Origin of the sequence: Streptomyces sp. CB01201 (assembly GCF_002803085.1) — a bacterium.
GTDB lineage: Bacteria > Actinomycetota > Actinomycetes > Streptomycetales > Streptomycetaceae > Streptomyces > Streptomyces hundungensis.
In genome coordinates this window covers 517,669-535,211 of the sequence record NZ_NNBJ01000002.1, presented here as the reverse complement: position 1 = coordinate 535,211, position 17,543 = coordinate 517,669, and the positions used below count along the sequence as shown (strand labels likewise).

The 17,543-nt window shown below is 71.6% G+C and carries 18 protein-coding genes; 9 read left to right on the top strand and 9 right to left on the bottom strand.

Annotated elements, in window-relative coordinates; translation table 11 throughout:
• Window positions 1-20 precede the first annotated feature (20 nt).
• Complete coding sequence (locus CG740_RS06975) at window positions 21-1,193, top strand: low temperature requirement protein A (protein ID WP_100574062.1); 1,173 nt, start codon at window positions 21-23, stop codon at window positions 1,191-1,193.
• A 12-nt stretch (window positions 1,194-1,205) separates the two neighbouring features.
• Here CG740_RS06975 and CG740_RS06970 read toward each other — a convergent pair whose 3' ends face one another.
• Entirely contained in the window at window positions 1,206-1,412 is a 207-nt protein-coding gene (locus CG740_RS06970) for a hypothetical protein (RefSeq protein ID WP_100574061.1), read from the bottom strand.
• A 202-nt stretch (window positions 1,413-1,614) separates the two neighbouring features.
• Window positions 1,615-1,815 carry a hypothetical protein gene (locus tag CG740_RS06960; RefSeq protein ID WP_100574059.1) on the bottom strand — a complete coding sequence of 67 codons (201 nt, stop codon included), beginning with the start codon at window positions 1,813-1,815 and terminating at the stop codon, window positions 1,615-1,617.
• Between the two features lie 183 nt (window positions 1,816-1,998).
• On the opposite strand from CG740_RS06960, the gene CG740_RS06955 reads away from it, so the two are divergent.
• The 5 genes from CG740_RS06955 to CG740_RS06935 all read left to right on the top strand — a co-directional run bounded on the left by CG740_RS06955 (window position 1,999) and on the right by CG740_RS06935 (window position 6,587).
• Window positions 1,999-2,829 (top strand): helix-turn-helix domain-containing protein, encoded by an 831-nt coding sequence (locus tag CG740_RS06955; RefSeq protein WP_100574058.1) that lies wholly within the window; start codon window positions 1,999-2,001, stop codon window positions 2,827-2,829.
• Window positions 2,826-3,029, top strand: coding sequence for a DUF397 domain-containing protein (locus CG740_RS06950; RefSeq protein WP_100574057.1), 204 nt, complete (start codon window positions 2,826-2,828; stop codon window positions 3,027-3,029). Before CG740_RS06955 ends, CG740_RS06950 begins: the two co-directional genes overlap by 4 nt.
• A gap of 52 nt (window positions 3,030-3,081) precedes the next feature.
• Entirely contained in the window at window positions 3,082-4,125 is a 1,044-nt protein-coding gene (locus tag CG740_RS06945) for a P1 family peptidase (protein WP_100574056.1), read from the top strand.
• Window positions 4,126-4,237: 112 nt separating this feature from the next.
• Window positions 4,238-5,545, top strand: coding sequence for a L,D-transpeptidase (locus CG740_RS06940; protein ID WP_100574055.1), 1,308 nt, complete (start codon window positions 4,238-4,240; stop codon window positions 5,543-5,545).
• A gap of 166 nt (window positions 5,546-5,711) precedes the next feature.
• Window positions 5,712-6,587: a DUF6227 family protein gene (locus CG740_RS06935; protein ID WP_267895395.1), complete on the top strand. Its 876-nt coding sequence runs from the start codon at window positions 5,712-5,714 to the stop codon at window positions 6,585-6,587.
• Between the two features lie 50 nt (window positions 6,588-6,637).
• Here CG740_RS06935 and CG740_RS06930 read toward each other — a convergent pair whose 3' ends face one another.
• From CG740_RS06930 to CG740_RS06910, 5 genes are all read right to left on the bottom strand, one after another.
• Entirely contained in the window at window positions 6,638-6,892 is a 255-nt protein-coding gene (locus CG740_RS06930; protein WP_100574054.1) for a hypothetical protein, read from the bottom strand.
• A 150-nt stretch (window positions 6,893-7,042) separates the two neighbouring features.
• Window positions 7,043-9,061, bottom strand: a complete 2,019-nt coding sequence (locus CG740_RS06925; RefSeq protein WP_100574053.1) for a PTS fructose transporter subunit IIABC — start codon at window positions 9,059-9,061, stop codon at window positions 7,043-7,045.
• A gap of 91 nt (window positions 9,062-9,152) precedes the next feature.
• Window positions 9,153-10,103 carry a 1-phosphofructokinase gene (gene pfkB, locus CG740_RS06920; protein WP_100574052.1) on the bottom strand — a complete coding sequence of 317 codons (951 nt, stop codon included), beginning with the start codon at window positions 10,101-10,103 and terminating at the stop codon, window positions 9,153-9,155.
• Window positions 10,100-10,861 (bottom strand): DeoR/GlpR family DNA-binding transcription regulator, encoded by a 762-nt coding sequence (locus CG740_RS06915; protein WP_100574051.1) that lies wholly within the window; start codon window positions 10,859-10,861, stop codon window positions 10,100-10,102. The genes pfkB and CG740_RS06915 overlap by 4 nt, the downstream gene beginning before the upstream one ends.
• Before the next feature lie 703 nt (window positions 10,862-11,564).
• Window positions 11,565-13,094, bottom strand: a complete 1,530-nt coding sequence (locus CG740_RS06910; RefSeq protein WP_100574050.1) for an MFS transporter — start codon at window positions 13,092-13,094, stop codon at window positions 11,565-11,567.
• 64 nt (window positions 13,095-13,158) lie between these two features.
• On the opposite strand from CG740_RS06910, the gene CG740_RS06905 reads away from it, so the two are divergent.
• Window positions 13,159-14,142, top strand: coding sequence for a helix-turn-helix transcriptional regulator (locus CG740_RS06905; protein ID WP_100574049.1), 984 nt, complete (start codon window positions 13,159-13,161; stop codon window positions 14,140-14,142).
• 136 nt (window positions 14,143-14,278) lie between these two features.
• Here the strand turns inward: CG740_RS06905 and CG740_RS06900 are convergent, their stop codons facing one another.
• On the bottom strand, window positions 14,279-15,301 hold the full coding sequence (locus tag CG740_RS06900) for a sigma-70 family RNA polymerase sigma factor (RefSeq protein WP_100574048.1): 1,023 nt from the start codon (window positions 15,299-15,301) through the stop codon (window positions 14,279-14,281).
• A 147-nt stretch (window positions 15,302-15,448) separates the two neighbouring features.
• On the opposite strand from CG740_RS06900, the gene CG740_RS06895 reads away from it, so the two are divergent.
• Entirely contained in the window at window positions 15,449-15,985 is a 537-nt protein-coding gene (locus CG740_RS06895; protein ID WP_100574047.1) for a GNAT family N-acetyltransferase, read from the top strand.
• 147 nt (window positions 15,986-16,132) lie between these two features.
• Here the strand turns inward: CG740_RS06895 and CG740_RS06890 are convergent, their stop codons facing one another.
• Window positions 16,133-16,918 carry a dioxygenase family protein gene (locus CG740_RS06890; protein WP_100574046.1) on the bottom strand — a complete coding sequence of 262 codons (786 nt, stop codon included), beginning with the start codon at window positions 16,916-16,918 and terminating at the stop codon, window positions 16,133-16,135.
• Between the two features lie 132 nt (window positions 16,919-17,050).
• Between CG740_RS06890 and CG740_RS06885 the strand changes: the two genes are divergently transcribed.
• Window positions 17,051-17,542, top strand: a complete 492-nt coding sequence (locus CG740_RS06885; RefSeq protein ID WP_100574045.1) for a MarR family winged helix-turn-helix transcriptional regulator — start codon at window positions 17,051-17,053, stop codon at window positions 17,540-17,542.
• The last annotated feature ends 1 nt before the right edge of the window (window position 17,543 follow it).

Sequence of the window (17,543 nt, the reverse complement as noted above, 5' to 3'; positions counted from 1 at the left end):
CCGTCTGCTGTGCTGTGCGCATGCCCCGCATGACCGCACGCAGCCGCCACGAGGACCACCGCGCCTCGACCCCGCTGGAACTGTTCTTCGACCTGTGTTTCGTCGTCGCCGTCGCCCAGGCCGGTGCCCGCCTCGTCCACTCCCTGGCCGAGGGCCACGTGGGAGCGGGCCTGGCCGGGTACGCCGCCGTGTTCTTCGCGATCTGGTGGGCCTGGATGAACTTCTCGTGGTTCGCCTCCGCCTACGACACCGACGACGCCCTGTACCGCGTGGTGACCCTGATCCAGATCACCGGCGTCCTGATCCTCGCGGCGGGCGTACCGCGCGCGTTCGACGACGGCGACTTCACGATCGGCGTCATCGGCTACATCGTGATGCGGCTCGCGCTGACCAGCCAGTGGCTGCGGGCCGCGTACAGCTGCGGGGACCCGGCCGAGCGCCGGGTGTGCCTGCGGTACGCGGCCGGGCTCGTGGTGTGCCAAGTCGGCTGGGTCGTCATGCTGTTCGTGCCGGACTCGTCCCGCGCGTGGCTGTTCCCGCTGCTCGCCCTCGCCGAGCTGAGCGTGCCGCTCTTCGCCGAGCGCGACCACTCCACGAGCTGGCATCCGCACCACATCGCCGAGCGGTACGGCCTGTTCACCCTGATCGTGCTCGGCGAGACGGTGTCGGCGGCCACCATCGCCGTACAGGAGGCGCTGGACGAGCACGACGAACTCGGCGACCTGCTGCCGCTCGCGGCGGGCGGCCTGCTCATCGTGTTCGCGGCCTGGTGGATCTACTTCGCGGTCCCCATCCACAACCACCTCACCTCCAACCGGCAGGCGTTCGCGTGGGGTTACGGCCACTTCGCGGTCCTCGCGTCGGCGGCGGCGATCGGCGCGGGCATGGAGGTCGCGATCGAGCAGACGGTCGGCAAGGCCCACATCTCGGCGAACGCGGGCGCGGCCGCCGTGACGGTCCCGGCGGCCCTGTTCCTGCTGACGGTGTGGCTCCTGCACTCCCGCCACTTCAAGCGCGGCACGTCCCAGCAACTAGTGCTGCCCATCTCGGCGTTGGCGATCCTGGCGTGCACGTTCGCGGGCCACACGGCGGTCCCCCTGGCGGGGGCGGTGGCCGCCCTGACGGTCGCGGTCGGCTGGACCCTGAACCGCGCCCGCCCCGAGATCCCAGGGCCCGCCACCGCCCGGCCGTGAAACCGGCCGACGTCAAACGGGCGGCCGGGCGGAGGGCCTCCTGCGCGCAGGCAGGTTCTGGGACCAGCCCAGCCGCCTGAGCTCCGCCATGAACGCATACGGGCCCACCGTCATCGCCGTGTCGGGGACATGTGCCCCGTGCTCCTCCGCGATGGCCAGCGCCAGGCGGTACAGCGCGGCCGCCGACTCCTCCTGCGACAGGAATCCGGCGGCGCTCACCTCTCCCCCGCGCGGCTCGGCCCCGCCGGGTGGTCCGGGTGCGCCCGCACATCCCGAGATGCCTCGTACCGCCCCGTCTGATCGCCCGCCCTCTCCGCCCCGGCGAGCCGCCGCATGGCCCGCGCGCAGCCGTCGCACCCCGCCACGGGGTCGGCCTGGTACAGCCACGCGTCCAGACTCGCCGAGGGCTGCACGGCCCACATCAGCGCTCACCCCCGACCGGGGTGCCGTAGATCTCGGCCCGCCGACGTTCGGGCTCGGTGAGCGGCCGAAGCCGGTCCGGGGCCACGGCCCATTCCCTGCCGCCGCCGGGTGGCCGCAGCAACACGGATCCGGCGTGCCGGCTGACGATTTCCCCGACCCTGCCCGTGTCCATGTCGACCGCGTACCGTCCCTGCTTCATGTCGCCCGCCTTCCCGCGCGCTCAACTTCCCTTCCATGCAGCAGAGTCACACCGTCGCCGCTACCATCTGAAGCGTTCCAGCGCCCGACCAGGCATTTGGTCGCGAGGGCATATGCCTGCACAACTGACCTGTGTTGAGGCGATGTTGACGGCGGCGCCCATGACCATGGGAACGGGGACGGGATGACTGCTGAGCACGAGTCGGAAAGCCAAGATGCGCGTCGGTGTTTTGCCGAGGAACTGAAGAGCGCTCGGGAGCTGTACTCGGACAGCGCGCTCACGCAGACGGAAGTCGGCCGGCTCACCCGCACTTCCAAGAGCACCATCAGCCGAGTCGAGTCAGGAACAGGGCGCATTCCCGACGAGCTTCCGGCCGCCCTTGACCGGCTGTTCGGAACCGACGGACGGTTCAAGCGCCTGTACGAGGAGGCAATGGCCTCCACCTTCCCCGTCCTGTATCAGCGCCGCATGGCGATCGAGCGGACCGCCATCGAAGTGCGGGAGTGGTCCCAGACGGTCGTTCCAGGACTGCTTCAGACCGCCGGGTACGCGCGCGCCATCCTGCGCAAGGGTGACCCGAGGGCAAGCGACACCGAGATCGCCAAGTCCGTCCATCTGCGCATGGCCCGGCAGGAAGTACTGAACGGAGCCGCGCCGCCGGTACTGCGTGTGGTGCTGTGCGAATCGGTGCTCCGACGACGACTGGCCCCTCGGGAGGTCATGAGGGCCCAGTTCGCGGCTCTCCTGGCTCAGGCCGCTCGGCCCACCACCAGCGTGCGCGTGTTGCCCCTGGACGCCGAGGCCCATCTGCTGCTGGAAGGCTCGGCCAGCTTTCTGACGACCCCAAACCATGTGACCTTGGTCTGTGTCGAGGCATACCGTACGGCGGGAATCATCGACGATCCGGAACATGTCCGAAGGGCTGAGCACGCCTACGACGAGATCACGGGTGAAGCCCTCAGCAGACGGCAGAGCATGCAACTCATCCAGGCGCAGATGGAGAAGCTGACGTGAACAACCACACCCCCACCAAGTGGGTCAGGTCCAGCCACAGCGGCCCCGAGGGCGGCAACTGCCTGGAATGGGAGCCCACTTACGCGGCAGCGACCGGCATCGTCCCCATACGCGACAGCAAGCACGGCCCGCAGGGCGGCCCCACCATGACCACCACCCCCGCCGCCTGGGCGACCTTCGTAACCGGGCTCAAGGCATAGCCCGGCCCCGCACCGCCGGCATCGGGGGTCGCGGCGGGGTAGGGATGGCCCCATGACGAACCCCGCACCCACGAACAACTCCCTCACGGACGTGCCCGGCTTTCGCGTCGGCCACGCCGCCGTCGCCGGGCCCGGCGCGCTGAGCGGTACGACCGTCGTGCTCGCCCCGCCCGGCGGCGCGGTCGCCGCCGTCGACGTGCGCGGGGGCGGCCCCGGCACCCGTGAGACCGACGCGCTCGATCCGCGGAACGTCGTCGAGCGGATCGACGCCGTGGTCCTCACGGGCGGCAGCGCGTTCGGGCTGGACGCGGCAACCGGCGTCATGGCCTGGCTGGAGGAGCAGGGCCGCGGCGTACGCGTGGGGCCCGAGCCGCACCACGTCGTGCCCGTCGTGCCCGCGGCCTGCGTGTTCGACCTGGGGCGCGGCGGCGACTGGCGGCCCAGGCCCGACGCGGACGTCGGCCGGGCCGCGGCGGAGGCGGCCGGGGCCGCCGGGACCGAGGTCGCCGAGGGCAATGTCGGGGCCGGGACGGGCGCGGTGGTCGGCGGCGTCAAGGGCGGCGTCGGCACGGCGAGCGTCCGGCTCGCCTCGGGGGCGACGGTCGCGGCGCTGGCCGTCGTCAACGCCCTCGGCTCGGCGATCGACCCGCACACCGGGGTGCTGTACGGGGAGTACGGAGAGAGTGGCCTCCAACTCCCGCCCACGGACGTGCACTTGGCCGCCCAGGAGCAGATCGCCCGGTCCCGCGGGCGGATGGGGATCCCTCCCCTCAACACCACCCTCGCCGTCGTGGCCACCGACGCCCCGCTCAGCCGGCCGCAGGCGCAGAAGCTCGCCGGGACCTCGCACGACGGCCTGGCCCGCGCCCTGCGCCCCGTCCATCTGATGCACGACGGGGACACCGTGTTCGCCCTGGCGACCGGGGCGCACGGCGACCCCGCGGACGGCCCGCTCGGCGCCCTGGAGTTGAACCACGTCCTGGCCGCCGGGGCGGACGTCGTCGCGCGGGCGATCGCGAGGGGCGTGCGGGCGGCCGAGAGCATCGACGGGCCCGGGGGGACATTCCCTTCTTATCAGGATCTGTACGGGAGTTGAGCCCCCGAAACCCTTCATTGTGACGGCCGTCACATTTGAATCTCGCAACCGGTTGGCCCATTTGGGTTCTCTATGCCCGTACTGGATTCAATTCGCAGTACATAACGCAGACATGGAGCAGCCCGTGACACCGCCGGCGTCGGACAACGCAGCGCAGCCTCAGCAGTTCAGCACCCCGCGCACCGCGCGTCCGCTCGCCCGGCGTCGTGTCCGCCTCGTCGCGGCAGCGGCCGGCCTGCTGGTCGGCGCGCTCGCGCTGACCGCCTGCGGCGGCGACGCCAAGGCCAACGACGACGGCAAGAGCGGCCAGAGCGGCAAGGGCGCCGACGCCTCGGCCGCCAAGGACGCCTCCACGCTGAAGATCACCATCTCGGCGAAGGACGGCTCCACCAACGCCTCCATCAACGACGTCACCGTCAAGGCCGAGGGCGGCAAGCTCTCCGACGTGACGATGACCGAGGCGCAGGGCGGCAAGGTCGTGCCCGGCACGCTCGCCGCCGACGGCCTGTCCTGGAAGCCGACCGGCAAGGTCGAGCGCGGCACCCAGTACAAGATCGCCGCGAACGGCAAGGACGACAAGGGCCGGGCCGCGACGGAGAACTCGCAGTTCACCACCGTCTCCGCCAAGGACAGCTTCATCGGCACCTACACCCCCGACGACGGCTCCACGGTCGGCGTCGGCATGCCGGTGTCGTTCACCTTCAACAAGGCGATCACCAACAAGAAGGACGTCCTCTCCCACATCACGGTGACCAGCAGCAGCGGGCAGCAGGTCGTCGGGCACTGGTTCAACTCCCAGCGCCTGGACTTCCGCCCGGAGCAGTACTGGAAGGCCGGGTCCAAGGTGACGATGAAGATCGACCTGGACAAGGTCGAGGGCGCCAAGGGCGTCTACGGCGTGCAGAAGAAGAACGTCACCTTCACCATCGGCCGCAACCAGGTCTCCACCGTCGACGTGAAGACGCAGGAGATGACCGTCCAGCAGGACGGCAAGACCATCAAGACGATCCCGGTCTCCACCGGAAGCGCCGAACACCCCACGTACAACGGGCAGATGGTGATCTCCGAGAAGTTCACGCAGACCCGCATGAACGGCGACAGCGTGGGCTTCGGCGGCGAGTACGACATCAAGGACGTGCCGCACGCGATGCGCCTGTCCACCTCGGGCACCTTCATCCACGGCAACTACTGGGGCGACCCGTCGGTGTTCGGCAACGAGGGCACCAGCCACGGCTGCGTCGGCATGCGGGACGTGAAGGGTGCCGCGGGTGACACCTCGGCCAAGTGGATGTTCGACCACAGCATGATCGGCGACGTCGTCGTCGTGAAGGGCTCGCCCGACAAGACCATCGCCCCGGACAACGGCCTCAACGGCTGGAACCTGCCGTGGGCTCAGTGGACGGCGGACAGCACCTCCTGACCAACTCCCCTTCTTTTGAAGGAACTTCACCGGCCGGTAACCCATATGTGGGCTGCCGGCCGGAAAAGTTTCGGCCATGCCCGCTGCGCGGAACGCCCTCAGGGGCTACGTTGAGCACCTTCTACGTGACCAACAGCGACGGCCAGGAGAAGCCTTGGTGCTCCATGTGCCCCACCCGCTCGACGGCGAGCGCGGCCCCCACGAGGAATCGGCCCAGGATCAGCTGGCCGCACTTCTGGGGCGGGCCCTGAACTCCTTCGATCTGCCGGACGAACTCGTCGAGCGCCTCGACCTGGCGATGGCCCACACCACCTCGCTCCACTCCTCGCTGCACACCTCGGCGGCGGGGGCGGGCGGCCACCGGCTGAGCCGCGAGACGTGGCGGCACTGTTATCTGCTCCTGGACGGCAGCACCGTCACCCTGTGGGAGCTGACCCACCACGACGGCCGGGTGTACACGCACGAGGTGTACGCGAACGAGGACGAGGCCCGTCTGGCCGCCGCCCGGCTGCGCCGCAAGGCGCTCCCGGCGACCGGCGCGGACGACGAACTGGAGGCCCTGGTCACCGAGCTGAACGGCATCGGGCTCGGCATCGGGGGCCCCTGCGAGCCCCGACAGGACGTCGAGGGCTTAGCCGGCGGCTGGGAGGCCGGGCTCGGCCCCGACGCCGTCATCGGCCGGGACCACGCCGCTCCGCCCTCCGGCCGCGCCCCGTACGCCCACGACGACTCTGCGGACCACGCGCGCCGGCTGCTGCGCCGCGCCGAGAACCCGGACCGGCCCGGCGAGCGCGTCGCGCTGCGGCTGCGGTCCGCGCACGGGCACCGCATCACCCAGGCCTTCGGCCGGCACTGCCGCACGGGCGGCCGCGACGCCGCGTTCACGCTGTACGAGCACGCGTTCCGGCTGCTGGACGGCGGCGAGCTGAGCCTGTGGGAGGTCGAGCACACGGCGACGCCGGACGGCCGCCACATGTGCGAGGTGTACGCCACCGAGCAGGCGGCCCGAGCCGCCATGAAGCGCCGCGCACACGTGGGTTGAGCCCCGCGCGGGGTCTGGGCGCAGGGCCGGGGAAGCGGGTGCGGGACGGTTCAGGAACTGCGCGGGTCGAGCTGGCGGATCAGGCCCGCGAAGGCGTCCCGCTCGGCCTCGGTGAGGGCCACCGCCTCCCGGGCGGGCGGCCCGGCCTGGCGGCCCACCGCGCGCAGTCCGCGCAGCGCATGCCATTCGGCCCGGTCGGCGCGCTCCCGGCGCAGTATGCGGACAAGACCGACGACCCAGGCGACACTCGCCGCAGCGAGGACGGAAAGGCCTATCTGCTGAATGATCGTGATGTTCTGAGCCACGCGCCCCAGTAGACAACACCGCCCGGGACTTGCGGCAGGGCCTGAAGGGACTTTGGTCCTCAAGTGGTACATGTCACGTCATGACAGCCGAAGACGCCCGGCCCCCTGAGGGCCGGGCGTCCCGTGCGGGAGGGCGTGCGGGGCAGCGTCTCAGGCGACCACCGCCACCTCCCGCTTCTCGGCGGAGCCGATCGCCGCGTCCTCCGGCTCCGGCCGCTGCTTGCGCAGGCCCTTGAGCAGGACGACCAGGGCCGCGCTGACCACCGTGCCGGCCGCGATGGCGACCAGGTACAGCAGGGCGTTGCCGATCAGCGGGACCACGAAGATTCCGCCGTGCGGGGCCCGCAGCGTGCAGCCGAAGGCCATCGACAGGGCGCCGGTGACCGCGCCGCCCGCCATCGCGGAGGGGATGACCCGCAGCGGGTCGACCGCGGCGAACGGGATCGCGCCCTCGGTGACGAAGGAGGCCCCGAGCACCCAGGCCGCCTTGCCGTTCTCGCGCTCGGTGCGGGTGAACAGGCGGCCCCGCACGGTCGTGGCCAGGGCCATCGACAGCGGCGGGATCATGCCCGCGGCCATCACGGCCGCCATCACCTTGAAGCTGCCCGCGGTGCCGTCCGCGAGCCCGCCGATCGCGAAGGTGTAGGCCACCTTGTTGAGCGGGCCGCCCAGGTCGAAGCACATCATGAGGCCGAGGATCACACCGAGGACGATCACGTTGGCGCCGTTGAGCCCGTTGAGCCAACTGGTCAGCGCGGACTGGAGTTTGGAGATCGGCTCGCCGATGACGAGGAACATCAGGAAGCCGACCACCGCCGAGGAGATCAGCGGGATCACCACGACCGGCATGATGCCGCGCAGCGAGACGGGGATCTTCACCTTCTGGATCGCCATCACCACGGCGCCCGCGATCAGACCGGCCGCGAGGCCGCCGAGGAAGCCGGCCTTGATGTCGAGGGCGATCGCGCCGCCGACGAAGCCCGGCACCAGACCCGGCCGGTCGGCCATTCCGTACGCGATGTACCCGGCCAGGACCGGGACGAGGAACTTGAAGGCGACGCCGCCGACCTGGAAGAGCAGCGCGCCCCAGCTGCTCGTGTCCGTCCACAGGAAGTGGTCCATGACCGAGGGCGCGTCGCTGACCTTGTAGCCGCCGAGGGCGAAGCCGAGCGCGATGAGCAGTCCGCCCGCCGCGACGAACGGAACCATGTAACTGACGCCGGACATCAGCCACTTGCGCAGCTTGGTGCCGTATCCCTCGCCGGGCTCGCCGGCCGCCTCCACGGGAGACGGCTTGGCGCCCGACTCGGTGATCTCGCCGCGGGCGGCCTTGTCGCGGACCTCGGCGATCAGCTCGGCGGGCCGGTTGACCCCGGCCTTGACGCCGACGTCGACCGTGGCCTTCCCGGCGAAGCGCTCCTTGTCGCGTACGGGTACGTCGTGCGCGAAGATCACGCCGTCGGCCGCCGCGATGACGTCCGGGTCGAGCCGGGTGAACCCGGACGAGCCCTGCGTCTCGACGCTGACCTCGACACCCTCGGCGCGCCCGGCCCGCTCCAGGGACTCGGCCGCCATGTAGGTGTGGGCGATGCCGGTCGGACAGGAGGTGACGGCCACGATCCGGAAGGGCCGGTCCGCGGCTGCGGGCGCGGGGGCCTGCGGGGCGGCCTCCTGCGGTGCCTGCGGTGCCGTGTCCGGGGTGGACGTGTCCGGGGTGGCCGCCTCCTCGCCGCCGATCAGGGCCGCCGCCTCGCCGGCCGTCTTCGCGGCGCGCAGTGCCGCGGTGAAGTCGCCGTCCATCAGCTGGCGGGCCAGGTTGGACAGGATGGAGAGGTGGGCGTCGTCCGCGCCCGCCGGCGCCGCGATGAGGAAGATGAGGTCGGCCGGCCCGTCCGGCGCCCCGAAGTCGATCCCGGCGGCGCTGCGCCCGAAGGCCAGCGTCGGCTCGGTGACATGGGCGCTGCGGCAGTGCGGGATGCCGATGCCGCCGTCGAGGCCGGTGGGCATCTGGGCCTCGCGGGCCGCCACGTCGGCGAGGAAGCCGTCGAGGTCGGTGACGCGGCCGAGCGCGACCATCCGCTCGGCGAGCGAACGGGCGGCGGCTGCCTTGGAGTCGGCGGCCCGGTCGAGTTCGAGGTCGACCAGTTCCGCGCTGATCATCTGGCTCATCGCGGGCTCCTTTGCGGGCGGTGAGGGCGGGCGGGGGTCATGGCGCCGGTTCGCGACGGCTCCGTCGGGCGGCGGTCCGGCGAGGCCGGGGTCATGGCGCCGGCTCCGTCAGGGGACGGTCCAGCGGTACGGCGTCGGTGACGGTCACGGATGCCGGGTCGAGGTCACCGGGGGTGGGCATCACACTGCCGGGCAGCTGGACGGCGGCGGCGCCGTGCGCGACGGCCGCGGCGAGCGCGCCGGGCCCTTCGCCGCCCGCCGCGAGGAACCCGGCGAGCGAGGCGTCACCGGCTCCCACGTTGCTGCGTACGGTCGCCACGGGGGCCGAGGCGAAGTAGGTGCCGGCGGCGGTGACCAGGAGCTGGCCGTCGGCGCCGAGGCTGGCGAGCACGGCGCCCGCCCCCAACTCCCGTACTTCTTCAGCTGCCTTGACCGCGTCTCCGATGGTGGCGAGGGGGCGGCCGACGGCCTGGGCGAGCTCCTCGGCGTTGGGCTTGACCACGTCGGGGCGTTCGCGCAGCGCGGCGATGAGGGAGGGCCCGGAGGTGTCGAGGGCGACCTTGGCACCCGCGGCGTGCGCGCGGGCCACGAGATCGGCGTACCACTGGGGTGCGAGGCCGCGCGGGAGGCTGCCGCAGCAGGCGATCCAGTCGACCCGGCCGGAGTGCTCGCGCACGGTGTCGAGCAGCAACTCGCTTTCGGCGGCGCTCAGTTCGGGCCCCGGCGCGTTGATCTTCGTGAGGGTGCCGTCGGGTTCGGCGACGGAGATGTTGGAGCGGGTGTGCCCGGCGACCGGCACGGGCGCGACCTCGATGCCCTCGGCGCCGAGCAGTTCGGCCACCAGGGCGCCGGGTGCGCCGCCGAGCGGCATGACGGCGACCGTGCGGTGTCCGGCCGCGGCGACGGCGCGCGAGACGTTGACGCCCTTGCCGCCCGGGTCCATGCGTTCGCCGGTGGCCCGCAGCACCTCGCCGCGAGCGAGCCCGGGGACCTCGTAGGTGCGGTCCAGGCTGGGGTTGGGGGTGACGGTGAGGATGTTCATACGGTGATCACGTCCGTGCCGGCGGCCTCGATGGCGGCGATGTCGTCGGGCGCGAGCCCGCTGTCGGTGATGAGGAGGTCCACGTCGGCCATGTCCGCGAAGCGGGCGAAGTGTTCCTGGCCGTGCTTGGCGGAGTCGGCGAGCAGCACCACGCGCCGGGCGGCCCCGATCGCGGCCCGCTTGACGGCGGCCTCGGCGAGGTCGGGGGTGGTGAGGCCGTGGGCGGCGGAGAACCCGTTGGTGCCGAGGAACACGACGTCGGCGCGGATCTCGCCGTAGGCGCGCAGCGCCCAGGCGTCGACCGCGGCCCGGGTGCGGTGGCGGATCCGGCCGCCGACGAGGTGCAGGTCGATGGAGGGGTGGTCGGCCAGCCGCGCGGCGACGGGCAGCGCGTGCGTGACCAGGGTCAGCCCGCTCTCCAGCGGGAGCTCGGCGGCCAGGCGCGCGATGGTCGACCCGGCGTCGAGGACGACGCTGCCCTCGGCGGGGAGTTCGGCGAGCGCGGCGTGGACGATGCGGTCCTTCTCGTCGGCGGCGGTGGACTCCCGCTCGGCGAGGTCGGGCTCGAAGTCGAGCCGCCCGGCCGGGATGGCCCCGCCGTGCACCCGGCGGACCAGACCGGCCCGGTCGAGGGCCTTCAGGTCGCGCCGTACGGTCTCGGCGGTGACCTGGAACGTCTCGGCGAGCGAGAGCACGTCGACGCGGCCGCTCTCCCGCGCGATCCGCAGCATTTCCTGCTGGCGCTCCGGTGCATACATGTCTGGTTACGTCCGTTTCCCTGCCCGAACCGGTGGTTACATGGCCAGAGTACGACCGCCCTGGAGCCATGTAAACCAATTCGGGCACCACCCGGACACAAACGGGCTTTGGTCCCGCCCCCGGGGAGCCCCCCGACCCGGGCCCGACGACCCGGCCCCCTCGGGGCTCCGCCCCGAACCCCGTTCGCGCCTGAAGGGCGCTCGTCCTCAATCTCCCCCAAGGCCTTAAGGGCCAGGGGGGACCCCCATGACGGGCTGAAGATGCCCATGCGGGCCGGCACCGAGTCTTCAGGGGCGCGAGGAACTGCGCGAGAAGCGACCACGGCCCGCAGACCGAGACGGGTTTAGGGGCGCGGGGAACTGCGCGACCAGCCCCGCACGGCCCGAGGCCGAGAACGGGTTTTGGGGGCGCGGGGAACTGCGCGAAAAGCCACACACGACCCGCACCCAAAAGGGGGTTAGGGGCGCGGGGAACTGCGCAACCAGCCACGCACCGCCGCACCCGACGGACCGGGGTCCGGGGCGCAGCCCCCGGGCACAGCAGGGTCCGGGGCCCATGCCACCCAGGCACACCGGGGTCCCGGGCAGCCCCGGCCGGGGTGGGGTGCCCTCAGCTCGCAAGGGGCCGGGCACGCCTCGCCAGGGCCCGGGCAAACCGATGGCCCCGCACCTCGGAAGGTACGGGGCCATCACACACGAGGGATCAGACCGGCTGAGCCGACTTCGTGAGGTCGAGCAGCTCGGCCTCGTCCACCCCGCCCTCGACATGCTGCCGAGGCCGCGCCGGCAGCGCGAACATCACCACGAAGATCACCGCAAGCACCCCCGCCACGTACCAGAGCGAGTGCTCGAAGCCGTCCACGAACGCCTGGTTCAACTGCGGCGGCACCAGGCCGTCGCCGATCGAGCCGAAGAAGACCACCGACACCAGCCCGAGCCCGAGCGCGTTGCCCATCTGCTGCACGGTGTTGATCAGGCCGGAGGCCGAACCCGAGTGCTCCTTGGGGACCTCGGAGAGCACCGCGTCGGTGAGCGGGGCGACGATGAGGCCCATGCCGAGGCCCATCACGACCAGCGGGAGCGCCATCTGCCAGGAGGCGATGGCCATGCCGTAGTGGTCGGCCTCCCAGATGTAGATCAGGAGTCCGGCGACCATCGTCAGGGCGCCCGCCTGGAGGACCTTGCGCCCGAAGCGCGGGACGAGCTTCTGCACCGACAGACCGGCCGCCACCGACACCGCGATCGAGAAGGGCACGCCGGTCAGGCCCGCGCGCAGGGCGCTCCAGCCGAGGCCTATCTGCATGTAGAGCGTCCACACCAGGAAGAAGATGCCGAGCCCGATGCCGAACGTGGCCTGCACGGCGATGCCCGCGGCGAAGCTCTTCACCTTGAACAGCGACAGCTCGATGAGCGGGGAGCCGTCCCGCCGCGCCTTCATCCGCTCGTACGCGATCAGACCGGCGAAGACCACGACACTGCCGGCCATCGAGAGGTAGCCCCACAGCGGCCAGCCGAGCTCGCGGCCACGGGTCAGCGGGTAGAGGAGCATGAGCAGGCCGAGCGTCACCAGGACCACGCCCGCGATGTCGAGCCTGAGGGCCCGGGGTGCCTTGGACTCGCTGATGAACTTGGTGCCGAGGATCAGGCCCGCGATGCCGACCGGCAGGTTGATCAGGAAGATCGGGCGCCATTCCAGACCGAACAGGTTCCACTCGGTGAGCAGTGCGCCGAGCAGCGGCCCGGACACCGCGCCGAGGCCGACGACCGCGCCGAACAGGCCGAACACCTTGCCGCGCTCGTGCGCGGGGAAGGTGGCGTGCACGATCGAGAGGACCTGCGGCACCATCATCGCCGCCATCGCGCCCTGGAGGATGCGGGAGGCGACGAGCATCTCGGGGTTGGCGGCGAAGCCGCACAGCGCCGAGGCGAGCGTGAAGCCGCCGATGCCGAGCAGGAAGAGCTTCTTGCGGCCGTGGATGTCGCCGAGGCGCCCGCCGGTGATCAGGCCCGCGGCGAACGCGAGCGCGTAGCCGGCGGTTATCCACTGGATCGAGGAGAAGCTCGCCCCGGTGTCCTTCTGGATGGAGGGGATGGCGATGTTGACGATGGTGACGTCGACCAGGTCCATGAAGGCCGCGGTCATGACGATGGCCAGGGCGAACCACCGGCGGCGGTCTGCTGCGGCGCTCGCCGCGGTCTCTGGGGTGGTGCTGCTGGTCGGTGTGGAGGTCATGGGAAGAAAGTTAGGCCCCCTATAGGACAGACCGTGTCCTCTTTGGCCGGGCATCCTGGATGGCATGACCGACACCCCGGCACGGCTGCTGCAACTGCTCTCCCTGCTCCAGACCCCGCGCGAGTGGCCCGGCGGCGAGCTCGCCGACCGGCTCGGGGTCTCGCGGCGCACGGTGCGGCGCGACATCGACCGGCTGCGCGAGCTCGGCTATCCCGTCCAGGCGGCCCGCGGCGCCGACGGCGGCTACCGGCTCGTCGCGGGCAAGGCGATGCCGCCGCTGGTCCTGGACGACGAGGAGGCGGTGGCCATCGCGGTGGGGCTGCGCGCGGGCGCGGGCCACGCCGTGGACGGCGTGGACGAGGCCTCGGTGCGGGCGCTCGCCAAGCTGGAGCAGGTCCTGCCCTCGCGCCTGCGCCACCGCGTGGCCAGCCTCCAGGCGGCCACGATGCCGCTGGCCGGGCCCTGGCGCGGGGACGGCGCCACGGTGGACCCGCGCACCCTGACCACGCTCGCCTCCGCCGTCACCGGCGAGGAGCGGCTGCGCTTCGGCTATGTCTCGGGCGACGGCACCGCCACCAAGCGCCTGGTCGAGCCGTACCGCCTGGTGTCGACGGGGCGCCGGTGGTACCTGGTGGCGTACGACGTGGAACGCGGGGACTGGCGTACGTTCCGGGTCGACCGGGTCGCCGAGCCGTTCGCGACCGGCGCCCGCTTCGCGCCGCGCGAGCTGCCCGAGGCGAACGCGGCGGAGTTCGTGCGCACCTCCATGAACCGGCTCCAGCCCGTCCTGGACGTGGACGTCACCTTCGAGGCGCCGGCCGACTTCGTGACCGCCCGCCTGCCCTCGACGCTCGGCGCGCCCGAGCCCCTGGACGCAGGGCGCTGCCGCCTGCGCACCTCGTGCACCGACTCGCTGGAGTGGGTGGCGCTGCGGCTCGCCCTGGTCGACTGCGAGTTCACCGTCAACGGGCCGCCCGCCATGACGGGCTATCTGCACGAGCTGGGCGAGCGCCTCACCCGGGCCACCGCGGGCGCCGGCGAGGAGTGAGCGGCGCGGGACCGGAATGCCGGAGGGGCCGGACCGGAAAAGAGAGGGGCCCCGACACCAGGGGGGAAGGTGCCGGGGCCGGGAGCCCCAGCACCAGGGGGGGGAGGGTGCCGGAGCTCGTCTTGGGGGCGGAGGCCTAGGCCGCCGCGTCGAAGCCCGTGTCGCGGGCCATCTTCTTCAGTTCGAGCAAGGCGTGCTTCTCGATCTGACGAATCCTCTCGCGGGTCAGACCGTGTTCCTTGCCCACCTCTGTCAGCGTACGCTCCCGACCGTCGTCGATGCCGTAACGCATCTTGATGATCGAGGCGGTGCGCTGGTCGAGCTTGCCGATCAGGTCGTCCAGCTCCTCGCTGCGCAGCAGCGTCAGCACGGACTGCTCGGGCGAGACGGCGGAGGTGTCCTCCAGGAGGTCGCCGAACTGGGTCTCGCCCTGGTCGTCGACCGGCATGTTGAGCGAGACCGGGTCACGCGCCCAGTCCAGCACGTCACCGACGCGCTCGGGCGTGGAGCCCAGCTCGGCGGCGATCTCCGTGTGCTCGGGGTCGCGCCCGTTCTCCCGGTTGAACTCGCGCTGGACCCGGCGGATGCGGCCCAGCTCCTCCACCAGGTGCACGGGCAGCCGGATGGTGCGGGACTGATCGGCGATGGAGCGGGTGATGGCCTGGCGGATCCACCAGGTGGCGTACGTGGAGAACTTGAAGCCCTTGGCGTAGTCGAACTTCTCGACCGCGCGCACCAGGCCCGCGTTGCCCTCCTGGATGAGGTCGAGGAGCGGCAGACCGGCCCTCGGGTACCGCCGGGCGACGGCTACGACCAGGCGGAGGTTGGATCGGATGAACAGGTCCTTGGCGCGCTCACCGGCGGCGTACAGCGCCTCCAGCTCCTCGCGCGAGGCTCCTGCCGCCTTGCTCTCCCCCGCCGCGCAAGCGGCTGACGTCACAGTGCCGTCGAGGATCTGACGTGCGTACACACCGGCCTCGATGGTCTGGGAGAGCTCGACCTCCTTGGCGGCATCGAGCAGCGGCGTACGCGCGATTTCGTCGAGGTACATACCGACCAGGTCGCGGTCGGCGATCTCACCGCTGACTGCGCGGACCCTGCTTCCCGATTCTGAACCGCCGGTGGCGGACTGTCGGCGGGCGACGGCGCGGGTTGCCATGCGTGCTCCCTTACTGAGTGGTCGCGACACCCTCCCGGGTGCCCTGCATCCGATGGAAACAACGGCTGGAATCCGGACAGAATTCCCGACCCGCCCATCGATTTTCGTGATCATGCAGTACCCTGTGCCGCCACGGGAGGGGGTCAGGTGCCGCAGGAACGTACAGAGGTGCAGGTCAGAGCGGGTGTGGAGGACGACCTGGGGGCTCTCACGGACCTTTACAACCACTTCATCCGTGAGACCGCCATCACATTCGACACGGTCGCCTTCACCGCCGAACAGCGCCGTCCGTGGCTGCACTCCCATCCTGAAGACGGCCCGCACCGCCTTCTGGTTGCTCGCGATGACCGATTTGTCGGACCGCGGGGCATCCTGGGCTACGCGACCAGCAGCCCGTTCCGGGCGAAGCCCGCGTACGCGACCTCCGTGGAGGTGAGCGTGTACTGCGCGCCGGAGGCGACCGGCCGGGGCGTGGGCAGTCTCCTCTACCGCTCGCTCTTCCAAGCCCTGGCCGCCGAGGACGTGCACCGCGCCTACGCGGGGATCGCGCTGCCGAACGAGGCCTCGGTCCGGCTGCACGAGCGCTTCGGCTTCGCGCACGTGGGCACCTACCGCGAGGTGGGCCGCAAGTTCGGCCGCTACTGGGACGTGGCCTGGTACGAGAAGGAGCTGGGGCAGCACTAGGTGCTGCCCGGGGGCCCATCAGGGACGCGCCCGCCGGGCCCGCGCCGCCGACCCGCACCCAGGAGCCGCACCCCGGCCCCGCATCCCCGGACGCGCGCGAGGGGCGCAACCGCCTTGGTCCGCGCCCCCGTTCACCCCGGCCCGCCCTCAGCCGTACTGCACCGACCGCTTGGCGAGCCCCATCCAGAACCCGTCGATGACGCTGCGCGCCCCGCCCGGCTCACCCTCGCCCGCGCCCATCGTCACGAACAGCGGGGCGAAGTGCTCGGTACGGGGGTGGGCGAGGCGCCCGGCCGGCGCCTTGTGCTCGAAGTCGAGCAGCGCGTCCACATCGGCCGCGGCCAGCGCCCGCGCCCCCCAGTCGTCGAACTCGGCCGACCAGCTGGGCACTTGGCCGCCGGTCTGGCGCAGCGCGGCCAGGTTGTGGGTGAAGAAACCGCTGCCGATGATCAGCACGCCCTCGTCGCGCAGGGGCGCCAACGTGCGGCCGATCTCGTAGAGCCGTCGCGGGTCGAGCGTCGGCAGGGAGATCTGGAGCACCGGAATGTCGGCGTCGGGGAACATCTCGACGAGCGGGACATAGGCGCCGTGGTCGAGCCCGCGGTCCGGGATGTCCTGCACGGGCATACCGGGCGCGCGCAGCAACTTGCGTACGGAGTCGGCGAGTTGGGGCGCGCCGGGTGCGGCGTACCGCACCTGGTAATAGTGCTCGGGGAAGCCCCAGAAGTCGTACACGAGGGGCACGGTCCCGGTGGCGCCGAGCGCCAGCGGGGCCTCCTCCCAGTGCGCGGAGACCATCAGGACGGCCGTCGGCCGGGGCAGGTCCGCCGACCAGGCCGCCAGCTCGGCGGGCCACAGCGGGTCGTCGGCGAGCGGCGGGGCGCCGTGCGAGAGGTACAGGGCGGGCATGCGCTCGGGGCGGGCGACGGTCATGGCGGACTCTCCGGCTCACTCACGGGCCGGCCGGCAGATCCGACGGCCGACTCTTGCTTGAAGTCTCAAGCTTCAGACCTCAGGGTAACTCCAGCTAGTTCAACTTTCAAGAAAGGTTTGTAGAGTGGATGCATGACCTCGGCACCTAATTGGCTCAGCGACGAGGAGCAGCGCACCTGGCGCGCCTATCTCCACGCGACCCGGCTCCTCGAAGACCACCTCGACCGCCAGCTCCAGCGCGACGCCGGGATGCCGCACGTCTATTACGGGCTGCTCGTGCAGCTCTCGCAGGCCCCGCGCCGCCGTATGCGGATGACCGAGCTGGCCAAGAACTCCAAGATCACCCGGTCCCGGCTCTCGCACGCCGTGACGCGCCTGGAGAAGAACGGGTGGATCCGGCGCGAGGACTGTCCCTCGGACAAGCGGGGCCAGCTCGCGATCCTCACCGACGCGGGCTACGAGGTCCTGGAGCGGACCGCGCCCGGGCATGTGGCCGCCGTGCGGCAGGCGATGTTCGACCGGCTCTCGCCGGCCCAGGTGGACCAGCTCGGCGAGATCATGCGCGTGATGGCCCAGGGCCTCCAGCCGACCGACGTCAAAGCGGACCTGCCCTGGCTCCGCTGAG

What these genes read in the sequence shown, in the direction of transcription:
- CG740_RS06915 (WP_100574051.1), bottom strand. Translation starts at nt 10,861, where the DNA reads ATGTATGCACCGGAGCGCCAGCAGGAAATGCTGCGGATCGCGCGGGAG.
- CG740_RS06905 (WP_100574049.1), top strand. Translation starts at nt 13,159, where the DNA reads ATGACCGACACCCCGGCACGGCTGCTGCAACTGCTCTCCCTGCTCCAG.
- CG740_RS06940 (WP_100574055.1), top strand. Translation starts at nt 4,238, where the DNA reads ATGGAGCAGCCCGTGACACCGCCGGCGTCGGACAACGCAGCGCAGCCT.
- CG740_RS06900 (WP_100574048.1), bottom strand. Translation starts at nt 15,301, where the DNA reads ATGGCAACCCGCGCCGTCGCCCGCCGACAGTCCGCCACCGGCGGTTCA.
- CG740_RS06945 (WP_100574056.1), top strand. Translation starts at nt 3,082, where the DNA reads ATGACGAACCCCGCACCCACGAACAACTCCCTCACGGACGTGCCCGGC.
- CG740_RS06975 (WP_100574062.1), top strand. Translation starts at nt 21, where the DNA reads ATGCCCCGCATGACCGCACGCAGCCGCCACGAGGACCACCGCGCCTCG.
- CG740_RS06960 (WP_100574059.1), bottom strand. Translation starts at nt 1,815, where the DNA reads ATGAAGCAGGGACGGTACGCGGTCGACATGGACACGGGCAGGGTCGGG.
- CG740_RS06890 (WP_100574046.1), bottom strand. Translation starts at nt 16,918, where the DNA reads ATGACCGTCGCCCGCCCCGAGCGCATGCCCGCCCTGTACCTCTCGCAC.
- CG740_RS06910 (WP_100574050.1), bottom strand. Translation starts at nt 13,094, where the DNA reads ATGACCTCCACACCGACCAGCAGCACCACCCCAGAGACCGCGGCGAGC.
- CG740_RS06925 (WP_100574053.1), bottom strand. Translation starts at nt 9,061, where the DNA reads ATGAGCCAGATGATCAGCGCGGAACTGGTCGACCTCGAACTCGACCGG.
- pfkB (WP_100574052.1), bottom strand. Translation starts at nt 10,103, where the DNA reads ATGAACATCCTCACCGTCACCCCCAACCCCAGCCTGGACCGCACCTAC.
- CG740_RS06885 (WP_100574045.1), top strand. Translation starts at nt 17,051, where the DNA reads ATGACCTCGGCACCTAATTGGCTCAGCGACGAGGAGCAGCGCACCTGG.
- CG740_RS06955 (WP_100574058.1), top strand. Translation starts at nt 1,999, where the DNA reads ATGACTGCTGAGCACGAGTCGGAAAGCCAAGATGCGCGTCGGTGTTTT.